Source organism: Pseudomonas salomonii, from assembly GCF_900107155.1.
In the GTDB taxonomy this organism is placed as follows: Bacteria; Pseudomonadota; Gammaproteobacteria; order Pseudomonadales; family Pseudomonadaceae; genus Aquipseudomonas; species Aquipseudomonas salomonii.
Genome location: NZ_FNOX01000007.1, coordinates 158,626 through 176,862, shown reverse-complemented (window position 1 = coordinate 176,862; position 18,237 = coordinate 158,626). Strand labels below are relative to the sequence as shown.

The 18,237-nt window shown below is 61.7% G+C and carries 18 protein-coding genes and 1 other RNA gene; 9 read left to right on the top strand and 10 right to left on the bottom strand.

Going from position 1 to position 18,237, the window contains the following annotated elements:
* Nucleotides 1-144 precede the first annotated feature (144 nt).
* Complete coding sequence (locus tag BLV67_RS17310) at nucleotides 145-1,287, top strand: DegT/DnrJ/EryC1/StrS family aminotransferase (protein WP_069787099.1); 1,143 nt, start codon at nucleotides 145-147, stop codon at nucleotides 1,285-1,287.
* Between the two features lie 86 nt (nucleotides 1,288-1,373).
* On the opposite strand, the gene gcvH is transcribed toward BLV67_RS17310, so the two are convergent.
* From gcvH to BLV67_RS17265, 9 genes are all read right to left on the bottom strand, one after another.
* A complete protein-coding gene (gene gcvH / locus BLV67_RS17305; protein ID WP_065931836.1) occupies nucleotides 1,374-1,757 on the bottom strand; it encodes a glycine cleavage system protein GcvH in 384 nt (127 codons plus the stop codon).
* Nucleotides 1,758-1,808: 51 nt separating this feature from the next.
* Nucleotides 1,809-2,891: a glycine cleavage system aminomethyltransferase GcvT gene (gcvT, locus tag BLV67_RS17300; protein ID WP_069787100.1), complete on the bottom strand. Its 1,083-nt coding sequence runs from the start codon at nucleotides 2,889-2,891 to the stop codon at nucleotides 1,809-1,811.
* A gap of 156 nt (nucleotides 2,892-3,047) precedes the next feature.
* The gene (locus tag BLV67_RS17295; protein WP_065931838.1) at nucleotides 3,048-4,664 is read right to left on the bottom strand and encodes an ABC transporter permease; all 1,617 of its coding nucleotides are present in this window, start codon (nucleotides 4,662-4,664) and stop codon (nucleotides 3,048-3,050) included.
* A gap of 167 nt (nucleotides 4,665-4,831) precedes the next feature.
* The gene (locus BLV67_RS17290; protein ID WP_065931839.1) at nucleotides 4,832-5,836 is read right to left on the bottom strand and encodes an extracellular solute-binding protein; all 1,005 of its coding nucleotides are present in this window, start codon (nucleotides 5,834-5,836) and stop codon (nucleotides 4,832-4,834) included.
* Between the two features lie 206 nt (nucleotides 5,837-6,042).
* The gene (locus BLV67_RS17285) at nucleotides 6,043-7,260 is read right to left on the bottom strand and encodes a 2-octaprenyl-3-methyl-6-methoxy-1,4-benzoquinol hydroxylase (RefSeq protein WP_167365883.1); all 1,218 of its coding nucleotides are present in this window, start codon (nucleotides 7,258-7,260) and stop codon (nucleotides 6,043-6,045) included.
* 9 nt (nucleotides 7,261-7,269) lie between these two features.
* On the bottom strand, nucleotides 7,270-7,755 hold the full coding sequence (locus BLV67_RS17280) for a DUF4442 domain-containing protein (RefSeq protein WP_058421186.1): 486 nt from the start codon (nucleotides 7,753-7,755) through the stop codon (nucleotides 7,270-7,272).
* On the bottom strand, nucleotides 7,748-8,935 hold the full coding sequence (ubiH, locus tag BLV67_RS17275) for a 2-octaprenyl-6-methoxyphenyl hydroxylase (RefSeq protein ID WP_069787102.1): 1,188 nt from the start codon (nucleotides 8,933-8,935) through the stop codon (nucleotides 7,748-7,750). The genes BLV67_RS17280 and ubiH overlap by 8 nt, the downstream gene beginning before the upstream one ends.
* Nucleotides 8,932-10,254: a Xaa-Pro aminopeptidase gene (gene pepP, locus BLV67_RS17270; RefSeq protein WP_069787103.1), complete on the bottom strand. Its 1,323-nt coding sequence runs from the start codon at nucleotides 10,252-10,254 to the stop codon at nucleotides 8,932-8,934. The genes ubiH and pepP overlap by 4 nt, the downstream gene beginning before the upstream one ends.
* 20 nt (nucleotides 10,255-10,274) lie before the next feature.
* Nucleotides 10,275-10,832: a YecA/YgfB family protein gene (locus BLV67_RS17265; protein WP_017135268.1), complete on the bottom strand. Its 558-nt coding sequence runs from the start codon at nucleotides 10,830-10,832 to the stop codon at nucleotides 10,275-10,277.
* Nucleotides 10,833-10,970: 138 nt separating this feature from the next.
* On the opposite strand from BLV67_RS17265, the gene BLV67_RS17260 reads away from it, so the two are divergent.
* The 4 genes from BLV67_RS17260 (at nucleotide 10,971) to BLV67_RS17245 (ending at nucleotide 12,391) form a co-directional block, all read left to right on the top strand.
* Nucleotides 10,971-11,180, top strand: a complete 210-nt coding sequence (locus BLV67_RS17260) for a TIGR02449 family protein (RefSeq protein WP_003177365.1) — start codon at nucleotides 10,971-10,973, stop codon at nucleotides 11,178-11,180.
* On the top strand, nucleotides 11,177-11,494 hold the full coding sequence (locus tag BLV67_RS17255; RefSeq protein WP_065931843.1) for a cell division protein ZapA: 318 nt from the start codon (nucleotides 11,177-11,179) through the stop codon (nucleotides 11,492-11,494). The genes BLV67_RS17260 and BLV67_RS17255 overlap by 4 nt, the downstream gene beginning before the upstream one ends.
* A gap of 30 nt (nucleotides 11,495-11,524) precedes the next feature.
* A non-coding RNA gene (ssrS, locus tag BLV67_RS17250) (6S RNA) lies at nucleotides 11,525-11,703 on the top strand.
* A 58-nt stretch (nucleotides 11,704-11,761) separates the two neighbouring features.
* Nucleotides 11,762-12,391 (top strand): 5-formyltetrahydrofolate cyclo-ligase, encoded by a 630-nt coding sequence (locus tag BLV67_RS17245; RefSeq protein ID WP_065931844.1) that lies wholly within the window; start codon nucleotides 11,762-11,764, stop codon nucleotides 12,389-12,391.
* A 9-nt stretch (nucleotides 12,392-12,400) separates the two neighbouring features.
* Here BLV67_RS17245 and BLV67_RS32970 read toward each other — a convergent pair whose 3' ends face one another.
* Entirely contained in the window at nucleotides 12,401-12,550 is a 150-nt protein-coding gene (locus BLV67_RS32970) for a hypothetical protein (protein WP_010207387.1), read from the bottom strand.
* 194 nt (nucleotides 12,551-12,744) lie between these two features.
* Here BLV67_RS32970 and BLV67_RS17240 point away from each other — a divergent pair, with 194 nt between their 5' ends.
* The 4 genes from BLV67_RS17240 (at nucleotide 12,745) to BLV67_RS17225 (ending at nucleotide 18,132) form a co-directional block, all read left to right on the top strand.
* Nucleotides 12,745-13,194: an EVE domain-containing protein gene (locus tag BLV67_RS17240; protein WP_069787104.1), complete on the top strand. Its 450-nt coding sequence runs from the start codon at nucleotides 12,745-12,747 to the stop codon at nucleotides 13,192-13,194.
* A 140-nt stretch (nucleotides 13,195-13,334) separates the two neighbouring features.
* A complete protein-coding gene (locus BLV67_RS17235; RefSeq protein ID WP_069787151.1) occupies nucleotides 13,335-14,300 on the top strand; it encodes an HlyD family secretion protein in 966 nt (321 codons plus the stop codon).
* On the top strand, nucleotides 14,297-17,014 hold the full coding sequence (gene rbbA, locus BLV67_RS17230) for a ribosome-associated ATPase/putative transporter RbbA (RefSeq protein WP_069787105.1): 2,718 nt from the start codon (nucleotides 14,297-14,299) through the stop codon (nucleotides 17,012-17,014). Before BLV67_RS17235 ends, rbbA begins: the two co-directional genes overlap by 4 nt.
* Nucleotides 17,014-18,132 (top strand): ABC transporter permease, encoded by a 1,119-nt coding sequence (locus BLV67_RS17225; protein WP_069787106.1) that lies wholly within the window; start codon nucleotides 17,014-17,016, stop codon nucleotides 18,130-18,132. The genes rbbA and BLV67_RS17225 overlap by 1 nt, the downstream gene beginning before the upstream one ends.
* Nucleotides 18,133-18,237 lie beyond the last annotated feature (105 nt).

Here is an 18,237-nt window from a genome sequence, read left to right as displayed (position 1 = left end):
CCGCTCTTTGGGAGCGGCATTTTTTTGCTCGTAACATGACGATTCATTCACCCGTGACAGGCTATATTCAGTCGAACCGTGCAACCATGCGGTACTGATACGTTTATTACTCATCGCCTATCTGAAACGGATGCCTTCGTCGTTATGAGCCAACAGCCCTTTCTGCCGTTTTCCAAACCTACCATTGATGAAGCCACCATCTCGGCGGTCGGCGATGTACTGCGCTCGGGCTGGATCACCAGTGGGCCAAAAGTGCAGGCGTTCGAAGCACAGTTGTCGGAATACTTTGGCGGCCGCCCGGTGCGGACGTTCAATTCCGGCACCTGCACCATGGAAATTGCCCTGCGCATCGCCGGGATTGGCCCAGGGGATGAAGTCATCACCACGCCGATCTCCTGGGTCGCCACTGCCAACGTGATTCTGGAAGTCGGCGCCACGCCGGTATTTGCCGATATCGACCCGGTTACCCGCAATATCGACCTGGCCCAAGTGGAAGCTGCAATCACCCCACGTACCAAGGCGATCATTCCTGTGTACCTGGCGGGCCTGCCCCTGGATATGCCGATGCTGTATGCACTGGCCAACAAGTACAACCTGCGTATCATCGAAGACGCTGCCCAGGCACTGGGCTCCAACTGGGATGGCGAACGCATTGGCGCAACCGGCGACTTCGTATCCTTCAGTTTTCAGGCCAACAAGAACATCACCTCTTCCGAGGGCGGTTGCCTGGTATTGAACAACGCCGAAGAAGCCCGCCTGGCCGAGAAATATCGCCTGCAGGGCGTTACCCGCACCGGTTTCGATGGCCTGGACGTGGATGTGTTGGGCGGCAAGTTCAACATGACCGACATCGCTGCAGCCATCGGCCTGGGCCAGTTCGCTCATATCGAGAAAATCACTGCCCATCGCCAGAACCTGGCGCGCCACTACTTCAGATGCTTCGGCAGTGATTTCGAAGCGCAGTACGGCGCACAACTGCCGCCGGCAGACTTCGAAAACAGCAACTGGCACCTGTTCCAACTGGTATTGCCGGAGCGTCAGGATGGCAAGCCGGCACGCGCCACCTTCATGGAACAGATGCAGGCGCATGGCGTCGGTATTGGCTATCACTACCCGCCGATCCACCTGCTGAGCCTGTATCGGGCACAGGGTTTCAAGGAAGGCATGTTCCCGGTGTCGGAACGTGTTGGGCGTTTGATCGTGTCGTTGCCGATGTTCACGGCGATGACGGAGGCGGACGTGGAGCGGTCTGTTGCGGCGGTTAAAGCAGTGTTGAAAGCGGGTTAAACAAAAAGCGTTGGCTTGCAACAATCAACTGTGGGAGCAGGCAAGCCAGCTCCCACATTGATTTGTGCCGTGGCAAGGCTCAGGGTTTACTCGCCGATGGCAGCTTTGTAACCCGCAGCATCCAGCAGTTTTTCCAGGTCGGCCGGGTTGCTTGGCTTGAGCTTGAAGATCCAGGCGCCGTAAGGGTCGGTGTTCAACAACTCAGGCTCGCCGCTCAGGGCGTCGTTCACCGCAATCACTTCGCCAGCAATCGGCGAGTAGATATCCGAGGCGGCTTTCACCGATTCCACTACACCCGCCTGATCTTCGGCAGCAAATACGTTGCCCACTTCCGTCAGCTCAACAAACACCACATCACCCAACGCTTCCTGTGCATGGTCGGAAATCCCGACGGTCACAGTGCCGTCGGCTTCCAGACGGGCCCATTCGTGACTTTCGGCAAAACGCAGGTCAGCTGGGATATCGCTCATAATCTGTGTCCTCAAGAAGAAATGTCAGCGGCCTTCGGCCTGCCGGAAATGTTAGATCAAGGTTTTGCCATGGCGTACGAAGGTCGGTTTGACCACTCGAACCGGGTACCACTTGCCGCGGATTTCCACTTCGGCCCGATCGGCGGTGGCCGTCGGTACGCGCGCCAGGGCAATGGATTTGCTCAGCGTAGGAGAGAAACTACCACTGGTGATCTCCCCTTCGCCAACATTGGCGATACGAACCACTTGGTGAGCGCGCAAAACTCCACGCTCCTCCAGTACCAGCCCGACCAATTTGTACTGCACACCCGCCGCCAGCTCTGCTTGCAGCGCGCTGCGGCCAATGAAGTTGCGACCGGCAGGTTCCCAGGCAATGCTCCAGGCCATGTTCGCCGCCAAGGGCGAAACCTGCTGGTGGATATCCTGGCCATACAGGTTCATGCCGGCTTCCAGGCGCAGGGTATCGCGAGCGCCAAGGCCAATGGGTGAAATACCCGCGCCCACCAGATCGTTGAAAAAACCCGGTGCCTGATCGGCAGGCAGCACAATCTCCAGGCCGTCTTCACCGGTATAGCCGGTACGGGCGATAAACCAGTCGCCGTCAGCGTGGCCTTCAAAGGGTTTGAGCTGATGAATCAGGGTGCCGCGCGACTGGGTGACCAGCTCGGCGATTTTCTGCCGGGCGTGGGGCCCCTGAATGGCGAGCATGGCCAACTCGGACCGCTCCTGCAGTTGCACCGAATAGCTGCCCAGTTGCGCCTGCATCCAGGCCATGTCTTGGTCGCGGGTGGCTGCGTTGACCACCAGCCGGTAACCGGCTTCGGCGCGGTAGACGATCATGTCGTCCACCACGCCGCCCTGCTCGTTGAGCATGGCGCTGTAGAGCGCACGGCCGCAGCCATGCAAACGGTCGACATCATTGGCCAGCAGGTGCTGGAGCCATTCCTTGGCCTGAGGGCCGGTGACATCGATCACGGTCATATGGGATACATCGAACACCCCGCAGTCGCGTCGCACCTGATGGTGTTCTTCAACTTGCGAGCCGTAGTGCAGAGGCATATCCCAACCGCCAAAATCGACCATTTTCGCGCCAAGGGCGAGATGCAGGTCATACAGAGGCGTACGCTGTCCCATGGGTTTCTCCTTCCGGGCTTGGCGAAGGTGCGCGGAGCTGCTGTTTGCACTGAACGCCTTGAATTACAAGGCCTGCAGCCACGCCCAGCGACTCGCTCCGAAAGACGAAGCGCACCGAATGCCGCGCATTGTAGCCGCAAGCCGTAGGACTGGCACCTAACCGATTTGCCGCGCAGAGCGTCGGATCAAGCCGATGACCGGCAGCAGCCCCACCAGCACAAGGGTCAGCGCCGGCAACGAGGCTCGCGCCCATTCTCCTTCACTGGTCATTTCAAAGATGCGAACTGCCAGGGTGTCCCAGCCAAATGGGCGCATCAGCAAGGTTGCGGGCATTTCCTTGAGCACATCGACGAACACCAGCAACGCCGCGCTCAACGTGCCCGGCAGCAATAACGGCAGATACACTTTGCAAAACAGTCGTGGCCCGCTCACTCCGAGACTGCGTGCCGCTTCGGGCAACGACGGGCGGATTCGAGCCAGGCTGTTTTCCAACGGCCCGTAAGCCACCGCCAGAAAGCGCACCAGATACGCCAGCACCAGTGCCGACAGGCTGCCAAGCAGCAAGGGCTTACCCGCGCCGCCGAGCCAGCCCGACAGCGGCACCACCAGCTCTCGGTCCAGGTAGCTGAACGCCAACATGATCGACACTGCCAGCACCGAGCCCGGCAGCGCATAGCCGACATTAGCCAGGCTGATACCGGAGCGAATCGCCCGGGTCGGCGCCAGCCGGTTGGCAAAGGCCAGTATCAGCGCCACGCTGACCGTGATCAGCGCGGCAATACCGCCCAGGTAAAGGGTGTGGACGATCAGGCCGGTGTAGCGCTCATCCAGGTCAAAGCGGCCACGCTGCCAAAACCAGGCGACCAGTTGCAGCAAGGGGATGACAAAGGCGCAGGCGAACACCACACCGCACCACGTGCTGGCCGCTGCCGCCTTGAACCCACGCAGGTGATACAGCGCCTGGCCCCGTGGCCGCTCATTGCTCGGGCGGCTGGCACCACGGGCACGCCGTTCGCCGTACAGCACCAGCATCACCACCAGCAGCAACAGGCTGGCGAGTTGGGCGGCGCTGGACAGGCTGAAAAAGCCATACCAGGTTTTGTAGATGGCGGTGGTGAAGGTGTCGAAGTTGAACACCGAAACCGCGCCGAAATCCGCCAGGGTTTCCATCAGGGCCAGGGCCACGCCAGCTCCAATCGCCGGCCGCGCCATGGGCAGCGCGACGCGCCAGAACGCCTGCCAGGGCGATTGCCCCAGCACCCGCGCCGCTTCCATCAGGCCTTTGCCCTGGGCCAGAAACGCGGTGCGTGCCAGCAGGTAGACGTAGGGGTAGAACACCAGCACCAACACGATAATCACGCCACTGGTGGAGCGCACGCGCGGCAGCCGCAGGCCGGTGCCGAACCATTCACGCAGCAGGCTTTGCACCGGGCCGGCGAAATCCAGCAGGCCGACAAACACAAAGGCCAGTACGTAGGCGGGAATGGCAAAAGGCAGCATCAAGGCCCAATCAAGCCAGCGCCGCCCGGGAAACTCGCAGAGGCTGGTCAGCCAGGCCAGGCTTACGCCCAGCAGCGTCACCCCCACTCCCACGCCCAGCACCAGGGTGAGGGTATTGCCCAGCAGGCGTGGCATCTGGGTGTCCCACAGGTGCGACCAGATTTGCGCGTCGATACTTTGCCAGGACAGCAACAGCACGCTCAGCGGCAGCAGCACCAGGGCGGCGACACTGAAGACCGGCAGGTACCAGCGGCGTTGGGCGGGGTGGGCCAAGGAAAGGACTCTCAGAGTGTCGGTTGTCTTGAACGCGCCACCAACCAATGTGGGAGCGGGCTTGCTCGCGAAGGCGGCGTATCAGTCACATGTGTATCGACTGACGGGACGCTTTCGCGAGCAAGCCCGCTCCCACATTTAGTTCGGCGCTTGCCTGCAAATTGTAGTCAGTTCCAGCCGGCGCGATCCATCAGGCGGATAGCCTCAGCCTGGCGCTTGCCTGCCACTTCCACCGGCAAGGTATCGGCCACGAACTTGCCCCAGGTCGCCACTTCCGCCGATGGCGGCACCGCCGGGTTGGCCGGGAATTCCTGGTTCACGTCGGCGAAGATCTGCTGCGCTTCAGGCGTGGTCATCCACTCCACCAATGCCTTGGCCGCTTCCGGGTGCGGTGCGTGCCGGGTCAGGCCAATGCCCGACAGGTTCACGTGCACGCCACGGTCGCCCTGGTTCGGCCAGAACAGTTTTACCGCCAGGTCCGGCTTCTGCTTGTGCAGGCGACCGTAGTAGTAGGTGTTGACGATGCCCACGTCGCATTGTCCGGCGTTGATCGCCTCCAGCACGGCGATGTCGTCGGAGAACACATCGGTGGACAGGTTGTTGACCCAGCCTTTGACGATTTCTTCGGTCTTGGCCGCGCCATGGGTTTCGATCAGGGTGGCGGTCAGTGACTGGTTGTAGACCTTTTTCGCCGTGCGCAGGCACAGGCGGCCTTCCCATTGTTTGTCGGCCAGGGCTTCGTAAGTGGTCAGGTCACCCGGCTTAACACGGGCAGTGGAATAGGCGATGGTCCGCGCACGCAGGCTCAAGCCGGTCCAGGCGTGGTTCGAGGAGCGATATTGCAGCGGAATATTTTTGTCGATCACCGCCGAGGTGAATGGCTGCAGGATGCCCATTTGCTCAGCCTGCCAAAGGTTGCCGGCGTCGACGGTGAGCAACAGGTCGGCGGTGGCGTTCTCCCCTTCGGCCTTGATGCGCTGCATCAGCGGGGCTTCCTTGTCGGTGATGAACTTCACCTGCACGCCGGTCTTTTTGGTGTAGGCATCGAACACCGGCTTGATCAGTTCGTCGATGCGCGAGGAGTAGACCACGACTTCGTCGGCTGCCTGCACGGTGGTGCTGCCGATAAGGGTGAGTGCCAGGGCAGTCAGGAGGCGCTTGGGTGCCAACATGGGTGCGGTCTCTCATTTGCAAAAAGAGGGCAAATGATAAGGACTCACATTTGGTAGCGCTTGGTGGAGGCGTTACGAGATGTTGCACAGCGCTTTCCCTTGTGGGAGCGAGCTTGCTCGCGAAGGCGTCGTGTCAGTCGATACATGTGTAACTGATACACCGCTTTCGCGAGCAAGCCCGCTCCCACAGGGGGACGCATTGCAATTCAGGGTTTGGCCAGTTCCGGGAGGTCGCCGGTGAGGCCCAAGGCCTGGCGGACGAAGACGGCTTTGGCTTCGGGCATCTGGTCGACGATTTTCAGCCCGGCGTTGCGCAGCCAGCGCAGCGGCAGCTGGTCGGCCTGGAATAGGCGTTCAAAGCCTTCCATGGCCGCCATCAGCGCCAGGTTGTGCGGCATGCGCCGACGTTCGTAGCGGCTCAACACCTTCACATCGGCCAGACGCTCACCGCGTTCGGTTGCCGCCAACAGCACTTCAGCCAGCACGGCGGCATCGAGGAACCCCAGGTTCACGCCTTGCCCCGCCAATGGGTGGATCACGTGGGCGGCGTCGCCGATCAGCGCCAGGCCTTCGGCCACATAGCGTTTGGCGTGGCGTTGGCGCAATGGCACGCAAACGCGCGGGTCGGCACTGATCACCGAGCCAAGCCGCCCTTCAAAGGCGCGCTCCAGCTCTCGGCAGAAATTCTCATCGTCCAGCGCCATCAGGCGCTCGGATTCGGCCGGGGTGGTCGACCAGACGATCGAGCACCAGTCTTCCTGGCCATCGCGCACCAGTGGTAGAAACGCCAGCGGGCCAGTGTCGGTAAACCGCTGCCATGCCGTGCGCCGATGGGCTTGGCTGCTGCGCACGCTGGTGACGATGGCGTTATGCAGGTAATCCCACTCACGGGTCGCTGTGCCGGTAAGGCGGCGCACGGCGGAGTTGGCGCCATCGGCGGCGACCACCAGCGGCGCACGCAGTTTACGGCCGTCAGCCAGGGTCAACAGCCAGTCATCGCCGGAGCGGCGCATTTGTTCCAGGCGGGCATTGGCCAGCAGGCCCAGGTCGCAGTCATGCAGGCGGTCGAGCAGCGCGTCCTGAATCACGCGGTTCTCGACGATATGTCCGAGCACTTCGGCGTGCACACTGGCCGCCGAGAAGTGGATCTGCCCGGTGCCGCTGCCGTCCCACACTTGCATCTCGCCATAGGGGCTGGCGCGCCGCGATACAATGCCGTCCCACACGCCGAGGCGCTCAAGGATGCGCTGGCTGGCGGCCGACAAGGCGCTCACCCGTGGCTCGAAGGCAGCCGTAGGGTCAAATGGCTTGACGCTCAGCGCGCTGCCGTCGAGCAGCAGCACCTGCAGGCCACTGCCCTGCAACGCCAGCGCCAGGGCGCTTCCGACCATTCCGGCCCCGACAATCAGCACATCTGCGCGCATGTCCATGCTTTAAGCCTGCTTTGCTGGCGGCTTGCGCCGCACGTAAAGGGTTTTGTCGACCCGCGCCACCAGGGTGCCGGAGCCGTCATGAATCTCGACCTTGAGGTGGGGCAGGTACTTCTCGCCACCTTGGGTTTGCCGGCGAATCTCGTCCAGCAAGGCGTCGTCGATGGAAAATTCGGCGTATACCGGGCCTTTGCCTGGCGACACGAAGTCGATGCTCGCAGCCTTGTCCCACACGATGTAGTCGCGACCCAGGTTTTCCATCAACAGCAACATGTAGAACGGGTCGACCATCGAGTACAGGCTGCCGCCAAATTGCGTGCCGACATAGTTGCGGTTGTACCAGCCCAGGCCCATGCGCACTTTGACATGACGAAAGTCAGCGCTCATGTGCTGCACGCTTATCCCCGCCCCGAGATAGGGCGGATAAAGGGTCATGACCCAACGCAACAGCCGCGCTTTACCCAAACGTTGAATCAACCACTTACGCATCGGGGCGCGTTCCCAGGCCCATGGCCTGACGAGCAAACCAGCGTTTGGCCGGCGGTAAAAGGTCCAGGCCGAGCAGGCCCATGTTGCGGCCCAAAGCCACTAACGGCTGGGCACTGCCAAACAGGCGCGTGACTTGATCGGAGAAACCCACCGTGAGTTTCTGGTCCAGATGCTGGCTTTCGCGGTAACGCTGCAAGGTCGCCAAGTCACCCGGCACCGCCGGCCCGGCCAGCAAGGCTTCGGCCAAGGCATTGGCATCGCGCAGGGACAGGTTGAACCCCTGTCCGGCAATCGGGTGCAGGCTGTGGGCGGCATTGCCGAGGATCGCCAGGTGCGAGCGCACTTGTTCTTCGGCTTCCACCAGCGTCAGCGGGTACAGGTGCCGTGCGCCGACTTGCTTGAGGGTGCCCAGGCGGTAGCCGAACACGCCCTGCAGTTCGCTCAAGAAACTGCGCTCATCGAGGTTGGCCAAACGCTGGGCGTCCATGCCGATGCGCGTCCACACCAGCGCGCAGCGGTTGTCCGGCAACGGCAGCAGGGCCATCGGGCCTTCATCGGTAAAACGCTCGAAGGCCTCGCCGTTGTGGGCTTCGCTTGGGGTGATGTTGGCGATCAGCGCGCTCTGGTTGTACGGGCGGGTTTTCACGCCAATACCTAACTGCTCGCGCAAACCGGAGCGGCCGCCATCGGCCAATACCGCCAGGTCGCAGTCCAGCACGGTTTCATCGTTGAGGGTCAGGCGATAACCGTCGGGCAGCGGCTCCATACGCGTGACTTCCGCCGGGCAGCGCCAGCTCACCACCTCTTTGTCCAGGCCTTGCCACAGGCACTGGCCGAGCCAGGCGTTTTCCACCACGTAGCCGAGGGCCGGCACGCCTTCTTCCATGGCGGACAAGCGCGCAGTGGAGAACCGCCCCCGGTCCGACACATGAATCTGTTTGATCGGCTCGGCGCGGCGCGAGATGTCCTGCCACACACCCAGGTGCTGATAGATCTGCCGCGCGCCGTAGGAGAGCGCCGAAGAACGCGCATCGTAGCTCGGCTGGTAAGTGTCACCCGGCGCGAACGGTTCGATCAGCACGATCTTCCAACCCCGCGCCTTGGCACCGGCCTGCAAGGCCAACGCCAGGCTGGCGCCCACCAGGCCGCCGCCGATAATCGCCAGGTTGACCCGGCTCATCGGGCAGCCGCCATCAGCGCTTCGATCTCGGCGACGGTTTTGGGGACGCCGCCGGTCAGAATCTCACAGCCTTGCTTGGTCACTATCACGTCGTCCTCGATGCGTACGCCAATGCCACGCCATTTCTTTGCCACATTCTGGTTGTCCGGCGAAATATAAATCCCCGGCTCCAAGGTCAACGCCATGCCGACTTCCAGCACACGCCATTCACCGCCCACCTTGTATTCGCCCACATCGTGCACATCCATGCCCAGCCAGTGGCCGGCGCGGTGCATATAAAAGGCACGGTAGGCTTCACTGGCGATCAGCTCGTCGACGTCACCTTGCAACAACCCCAGCCGCAGCAGCCCGGCGGTGATGACCTGCACGGTCGCCTCGTGGGCCTGGTTCCAATGTTTGTTCGGCGCAATCTGGGCAAAGGCGGCTTCCTGGGAGGCCAGCACAATCTCGTAGATCGCCTTTTGTTCGGGCGAAAACTTGCCGCTGACCGGCCACGTGCGCGTGATATCGCTGGCGTAGCAGTCGATCTCACAACCGGCGTCGATCAGCACCAGGTCGCCGTCCTTGAGCAGCGCGTCATTCTGCTGGTAGTGCAGGATGCAGCTGTTGCGCCCGGCGGCGACGATGGAGCCGTAGGCCGGCATCTTCGCACCGCCCTTGCGGAACTCGTAATCCAGCTCGGCTTCGAGGCTGAATTCATACAGCCCGGCGCGGCTGGCCTGCATCGCCTTGACGTGGGCCGCGCAGGAAATCCGCGCGGCCTCGCGCATCACCTTCACTTCCGCCGCCGATTTATACAGGCGCATGTCGTGAAGCAGATGATCCAGGGCAACAAATTCGTTCGGTGGCTGGGCGCCCAAGTGCGCTTTGGAACGGATCACGTTGATCCATTCCATCACATGCCGGTCGAATTCGGCGTTGCTGCCCATGGCCGAATACACCCGGTCGCGGCCTTCGATCAGGCCGGGCAGGATGTCGTCGATATCGGTGATGGGGAACGCGTCGTCAGCGCCAAAGTCGCGAATGGCGCCTTCAGTACCGGCGCGCAGGCCGTCCCACAATTCGCGTTCGGCGTTGCGCTCGCGGCAGAACAACACGTACTCGCCATGCTGGCGACCGGGCATCAGCACGATCACCGCTTCGGGTTCAGGGAAGCCGCTCAGGTACTGGAAGTCGCTGTCCTGGCGGTAGACGTGCTCGACATCACGGTTGCGGATGGCCACGGCGGCGGCCGGCAGGATCGCGATGCTGTTGGGTTCCATCTGCGCCATGAGCGCCTTGCGGCGACGGGTGTATTCCGCTTTCGGGATATGAATCATGGGCAGATGGGTTTCCTTGCTTAGTGCAGCGACGGCTTGGGTGCGGCTGGCTCAGCGGATTTTTTGGTCTCGGTGAACAGCAGCAGCGGCGCGACACGCAGGTATTCCATCACTTCCATATAGTCGCCTTCGCCGTCCTCGGACTCTTCCAGGGCATCTTGCACCTGGGAGATGGCCGCCAGGTCTTGCAACACTTCCTTGGCGTCGGTGCTCAGCTCCAGGCCACCGGCATTTACGCCAAAGCCGTGCAGGAAGCCCTGGCACCATTGGCCCAGTGCGGCGGCGCGTTCGGTGAGCGGCGCATCGTCGGTCGGCAGCAGCAGGACCACGGTGACGTCATCACCGGTCAGCTCGCCCTTGACCATCTCTTGCAGGCCGATCAGCGCGTTTCGCACGTTCTCGGTGGGTTCGGTTTCCAGCAGCTCGGCCACATCGGCCAGCCAGTTGTCGGCATCGAAGCCAACACCCGTGCAGCTGCGGCCCAACAGCACGCCGTGCAGTTCGGCAGGCGAGCAAGGATGACCGCTGGAGCTCAGCAGTTTGGAAAAAGCGTCGTACGGGGAGTTCTGAATAGGCATGGTGAGCTAGGCGCCAGACGGCGCAATGTCTAGAATGAAGCGCTGTATCCTAGCACCGGCAGACGTACCAAGACTATCGAGGGCGTCAGATCGTTTATCCTGAAGTTGCCATTCATCAGACAAATCCAGTGGAACCCAATGGAAGACACCGACCTGCAAGCGCTGATGGCCAGACTCGAACTGCTAATTGATCGGGTCGAGCAACTTAAGAGTCAAAACGGACTCCTATTAGCTCAGGAAAAGACCTGGCGCGAGGAACGCGCTCACCTCATTGAAAAAAACGAAATCGCCCGGCGTAAGGTCGAATCGATGATTTCGCGCCTGAAGGCCCTGGAGCAAGACTCATGAGTTCAAGCAATAGCGTTACCGTGCAGATCCTCGACAAAGAATATTCGATCATCTGCCCGCAGGAAGAACGCAGCAATCTGGTGAGTGCTGCCCGCTACCTGGACGGCAAGATGCGTGAAATCCGCAGCAGCGGCAAAGTCATCGGCGCCGACCGTATCGCCGTGATGGCCGCGCTGAACATCACCCACGACCTGCTGCATAAGCAGGAACGGCCTGACGTGCAGGCCAGCGGCTCGACACGTGAGCAGGTGCGCGACCTGCTCGAACGCGTGGATCTGGCACTTTCTACCGATCCAGAGCCACCCAAGGGCTGAATGACGCGTCTGTTTAAGGTATACTCGCCTCACTCCCTGGCGTGTTTGCCAGTCGGCGATGTCCCTGAGCCGATTCGCACTACCCTGGAAGTTGCACGTTGGGCTGGTGTGCATGTCCGCTAGACGGAAAGCCTTAAAGCCTACTGCATCTTCCACCTTGAACTTTCGGGTTCAAGGGCTAAGTCGACAGCGGCTCTGTCGGGGAGCCTGAATTCCAAAACTCAATGCCAGTCTCAGGACTGGCATTGTTTTATGAGCCGAACAACCATGACCGAACCTGCGCCGCTTTCCCGTCCGCAACTTCGACGCATGTTGCGCAAAGCCCGCCGCGCCCTTACGCCGAGCGAGCAGCGCAAGGCTGCCCACGGCCTGTATCGGCAACTGGCACAGCACCCGCTGTTTCGCCGGGCCAAACATATCTCTTTATATCTACCCACGGACGGTGAAATCGATCCGCGCCTGCTGCTGCGCGCTGCCCAGCGCCGGGGCAAGGCCACTTATCTGCCAGTACTCAGTGCCTGGCCGCGCACCAAGATGGTGTTTCAGCGCGTGCGGCCTGGGGATAAGTTATTGCCCAACCGCTTTCGCATCCTTGAGCCGCACGTCAATGCCAACCGCCAGCGCAACGTCTGGGCGCTGGACCTGGTGCTGTTGCCGCTGGTGGGCTTCGATGATGTGGGTGGACGCCTGGGCATGGGCGGTGGGTTTTATGACCGCAGCCTGGCCTACCTGGCTCGGCGCAAAAACTGGCGCAAACCCACGTTGCTGGGCCTGGCCCATGAATGCCAGAAGGTCGACCGTTTGGCGCAGGCGAGCTGGGATGTGCCATTGGCTGGCACGGTCACCGATAAGAAATGGTATGTCGCAGAAACGTCGCTGGAACCAGCGACGCCTTAAAAAGAAGTGTTAACGCTTGAACGGTTGTGGCTGCTGCTGAGCCAGTTCAACCGGTGCATCGGTCTTGTTCGACCACAAGCTCTGGGCATACCCGGTGGTCACGACGCCCAGACCAAACAAAATAACCAAAATCCATAGTAAATCCGGTTTACGTTGCATCGATTGCCCCCCTTCAGGCACCTCGTACACGATGACAACAACGTTCCAAAGTAGTCCGTTGCAGCTGCGCCAAGCTTAAAAGCGGGCATTCTGCGGTAACGTGACCCAACACGCAAACCTTGACGCCAACCGACTGTCGGTTTGTCATGGAATTGCCTGACAACTTACCCAATGCCTTTTTCAGGAGCCCAAAAATGGCCTACTGGCTGATGAAATCCGAGCCCGATGAACTCTCCATCAAAGGCCTGGAAAAGCTCGGTGAAACGCGCTGGGACGGCGTGCGCAACTATCAGGCACGCAACTTTTTGCGAGCCATGGCGGTTGGCGATGAGTTTTTCTTCTACCACTCCAGCTGCCCTGAGCCGGGCATTGCCGGTATCGGCAAAATTGTCGAGGCAGCCTACCCGGACCCGACCGCGCTGGAGCCCGAAAGCCACTACTTCGATGCCAAAGCCACGCCGGAGAAAAACCCGTGGACGGCACTCAACGTGGCCCACGTCGAGACTTTCCCAAAGGTGCTGGGCCTTGGCTACCTGAGACAACAAACCGCCCTCGCTGAATTGCCGCTGGTGCAAAAAGGCAGTCGATTGTCGGTGATGCCGGTAACGGCCGAACAATGGGCAGCGGTGCTCGCCCTGCGCTGAAAAGGCAGAACCCTGCGGTCACACCTGTGATGCAAGCATCTTCACGCCAAGCGGGTTAGGCTTGCGCTTCATTTGACCGGTATCAAGAGCCTTCGGGCGGCATCGGTCAAACTAGGATGCTAATGCCGCAGGATGCCGTCATGTCTACCAATCACACTATGTCGCGCCTTTTCGCCGTCGCGCTCATCACCTTGTTGCTGGGTGCCGGCGGGTTCGGTTATTGGCGATCGACTCAGGACCGCCTGCCCGAAGGCTTGAGCATGGGCAATGGCCGCCTGGAATCCACCGAAGTACAGATCGCCGCCAAGATCCCCGGGCGCCTGGCCGAAGTGCGCGCGGATGAAGGCGACAAGGTGCTCAAAGGCCAATTGCTCGCACGCATGGACACCCGCACCCTCGAAGCCCAGCGCGCCCAGGCCGAGGCCGAAGTGCTGCGCGCCAAGGAGAACTTCGCCGCCGCAGAGGCCAACGTGCAGTTGCGTCAAAGCGAGCAATTGCTGGCCAACCAGGAACTCAGACGCACCCAGGAGCTGTACAAGCGCGGCTTTGCCAGCAGCCAGTTGATCGACCAGCAGCAAGCACGCCAGAACACCGGCAACGCGGCCGTGATCGCCGCCCAGGCGCAGGTTAATTCGGTGAAAGCGGCCATCGGTGCGGCCCAGGCCCAGGTGGCCCAGCTCACCAGCGAAATCGACGACAGCAGCCTGCGCGCGCCCATCGACGGCATCATTCAATTGCGCCTGGCTGAACCGGGTGAAGTGCTCGGCGCAGGCGGCAGAGTTTTACTGCTGATTGACCCGAATGATCAGTACATGAACCTCTACCTGCCGGCCTCCGTCACCGGCCGCCTCACCGTCGGCAGCGACGCACGCATCCTGCTCGACGCCCTGCCCCAGCAACCGCTGCCGGCGAAAATCAGCTTTGTCGCGGCCAAATCGCAATTCACCCCCAAAGAGGTGGAGACCCGCGACGAGCGCCAGAAACTGGTATTCCGCGTCAAGCTGCGCCTGACCCAACCCAGCGCCGTGCCGCAAGCCAAACCGGGCATGCCCGGCGCGGGTTATGTGCGCACGGCTGATATCGACTGGCCGGCCAACCTGCAATGAGCGGCCTGGCGCTGCACGCCACCGGCATCCACCACCGTTACGGCAAGCAACAAGCACTGGTCGACATCGCCTTCAGCCTGCCGGCCGGTACCCGCTGCGGGTTGATCGGCCCGGACGGCGCGGGCAAGTCGAGTTTGCTGGGGCTGATCGCCGGGGTTAAGAAACTGCAGGCAGGCCAGCTTGAGGTGCTTGGCGGCGCCATCGAAGATCGCCGCCACCGCAATAGCCTGTACCCGCGCATCGCGTTTATGCCTCAAGGTCTGGGCGGCAACTTGTATCCCGAGTTGTCCATCAGCGAAAACATCCGTTTCTTTGCCACGCTGTTCGGCCTGTCCAAAGCCGATTGCGAGCAGCGCATGCACAACCTGCTGCTGGCCACCGACCTTGCGCGCTTCGCAGAACGCCCGGCGGGCAAGTTGTCCGGCGGTATGAAACAAAAGCTCGGCCTGTGCTGCGCGCTGATCCACGACCCGGATTTGTTGATCCTCGACGAGCCCACCACCGGCGTCGACCCACTGTCGCGCCGGCGTTTCTGGGAGCTGGTCGACACCGTGCGCAGCGAGCGCCCACAGCTGACGCTGCTGGTGGCCACCGCCTACATGGAAGAGGCCGAGCAGTTCGAGCATTGCCTGATGCTCGATCGCGGCAAGCTGATCGCCGACGGCCTGAGCCGCGAACTGGCAGCCGTTACACCCAGCGGCAAACTCGATGAAGCCTTTACTCATTTCCAGGGTGACAGCGCCCACAACAACCAGCCGCTGGTGATCCCGCCGCGCGAAAGTGGCAACACGGATATCGCTATCGAAGCCCACGACCTGACGCTGCGCTTTGGGGATTTCACGGCGGTGAACAAGGTCAGCTTTGCGATTGGCCGCGGCGAGATCTTCGGCTTTCTCGGTTCCAACGGCTGCGGCAAAACCACCACCATGAAAGTCCTGACCGGGCTGATGCCGGCCACCGAAGGCAGTGCCACGCTGCTGGGCAACCCGGTGAATGCCAAGGACCTGGCGACGCGCAAGCGCGTGGGCTTTATGTCGCAAAGCTTTTCGCTGTATGGCGAACTCAGCGTGCGCCAGAACCTGGTGCTGCATGCGCAACTGTTCGACTTGCCCAAGGCCGACAGCGGCCCGCGTATCGACGAGCTGATCCAGCGCTTCGACCTCGGTGAAGTGGCCGAGCAACCCTCCGGCGAGTTACCCCTGGGCCTGCGTCAGCGCCTCTCACTGGCGGTGGCGGTGCTGCATCGCCCGGAAGTGCTGATCCTCGATGAGCCGACCTCGGGCGTCGACCCGGCGGCGCGGGATGATTTCTGGCGGCTATTGGTTGAGTTGTCCCGCGAGCAAGGCGTGACGATCTTTCTGTCCACCCACTTTATGAACGAAGCCCAGCGCTGCGACCGCATCTCGCTGATGCACGCGGGCAGAGTGCTGGCTTGCGACACACCCGACGCACTGCAACAGCACTTCCACGGCGACACCTTGGAAGCCGCGTTCGTCACCTGCCTGCAACAAGCACAGGGCGAAGCCGAACCTGGCGCACCGAACAAAACCGTCAGCGAAAGCAGCACGCCGCCCACCCGCAAACGCGGTTTCAGCATCGCCCGCCTGTTGGCCGTGGCCAGCCGCGAAGGCAAGGAGCTGCTGCGCGACAAAGTGCGCATGGCCTTCGCCCTGCTCGGGGCGATGTTCATGATGGTGATCTTCGGCTACGGGATTTCCCTGGACGTGGAAAACCTCGCGTTCGCCGTCTACGACCAGGACCAGACCCCGCAAAGCCGCGCCTACCTGGAAGCCTTCCGCAGCTCGCGCTACTTCGCCGAACAAGCACCGATCCGCGATGCCAGTGAACTGCACCGGCGCCTGCAACGTTCGGAAATCAAACTGGCGCTGGAGATCCCGCCCGGCTTTGGCCGCGACCTGTACGCCGGCCGCCAACCCACGGTAGCCGCCTGGATCGATGGCGGCATGCCGTTTCGCGCCGAAACCAGCCGTAACTACGTCGAAGCGGTGCACCAAGGCAATCTGCAACAACTGGCCGAACTGAGCAGCCTGCCCCGTAGCCCCCAAGCTGCCGCCAAGCTGGAAACGCGCTTTCGCTACAACCAGGATGTGGTCAGTGTGAACGCCATCGGCCCCGGCGTGATGGCGCTGATCCTGGCGTTTATCCCGGCAATGCTCACCGCGTTGGGCATCGTGCGTGAGAAGGAGCTGGGGTCGATCACCAATTTCTACGCCACGCCGCTGACGCGCCTGGAGTTTCTGCTGGGCAAACAGGCGCCGTACCTGGCGGTGAGCCTGGTCAACCTGGCGCTGCTGGTGGCGATGAACCGCTGGCTGTTCGGCGTGCCTTTCAAGGGCAGTAGCGTGGCGCTGGCGGTCGGCGGCCTGTTGTATGTGCTCGCTACCACGAGCATGGGCCTGCTGATTTCCGCGTTCACTCGCACCCAGATCGCGGCGATCCTCGGCACCATGATCATCACCAGCCTGCCGACCATCCAGTTCTCCGGGTTGATCGTGCCGCGCTCGTCGCTGGAAGGTGCGGCCGCGCTGATGGGGATGTTGTTCCCCGCCGGGCACTTTCTGGATATCGCCGTGGGCACCTTCACCAAGGCCCTGGACCTGCGCCAGTTGTGGCCGCAATGCCTGGCGCTGTTCGGGTTTTTCGTCGGGTTCACCGGGCTGAGCCTGATCATGCTCAAGAAGCAGGAGGCCTGATGAACAAGCTCGCTCATATCCTGCGCCTGGGCCTCAAGGAACTCACCAGCCTGCGTCACGACAGCGTGTTGCTGCTGTTTCTGGCCTACGCCTTTACGGTCGCGATCTACATGCCCGCCGCCGGTTCGGTGATTGGCGTGCACAACGCCAGCGTGGCCTTTATCGATGAAGACCACAGCGCGCTGTCGCGGCAGATGGCCGAGGCGTTGCAGCCACCGGAGTTTCAGCCGCCTGCGCCACTGGCCTACGACCAGTTGGACAAGGTCATGGACAGCGGCGAATACACCTTCGTGATCAACGTGCCGGCCAACTTCCAGGCGGACCTGTTGGCCGGGCGTCAGCCGGGCGTGCAGGTAAACGTCGATGCCACGGCGATGAGCCAGGCATTTATGGGCGCAGGCTATATCGGCCGGATTTTCCAGCGTGAGTTGCAGCGCTACGGCGGGCAACCCGACGCGGCGGGCAAGGTGCCTGCGCAGTTGACCACACGGGCGCTGTTCAACACCAACCTGGAAGGCGGTTGGTTTTTGGCGGTGATCCAGATCGTCAACAACATCACCATCCTGGCCATCGTGCTCACCGGCACGGCGCTGCTGCGCGAACGTGAACACGGCACGCTCGACCATTTGCTGGTGCTGCCGCTGACCGCGCTGGAAATCATGCTGGCAAAAATCTGGAGCAACATGCTGGTGGTGGTGCTGTGCACGTGGCTGTCGCTGGAGCTGGTAGTCAAAGGTTTGCTCGGCGTGCCGCTGGCCGGGTCCCTGAGCCTGTTTTTGCTGGTGACGGCGCTGTACCTGTTTGCCAGCACCGCCTTGGGGATTTTTCTCGCCACCCTTGCGCGTTCGACGCCGCAGTTCGGGTTGCTGGCAATTCCGGTGATTATTCCAATGCTGCTTCTGTCTGGCGGCAGTACGCCATTGGACAGCATGCCCGAGTGGTTGCAATGGGTGATGCAGGGCTCGCCGTCGACGCACTTTGTGAGTTTGAGTGCGGCGATTTTGTTTCGCGATGCGGGCGTGGGCGTGGTGTGGCCGGATTTGCTGGCGTTGGTGGGGATTGGGTTGGTGTTTTTTGCGGTGGCGTTGGCCAGGTTCAGGAAGAGCCTGGCTTCTTGAGGTGCCTGTAAGGGCCTCTTCGCGAGCAAGCCCGCTCCCACATTTTGACCGCGTTTAATCAGAGGAACACGGTCGAATGTGGGAGCGGGCTTGCTAGCGAAAGGC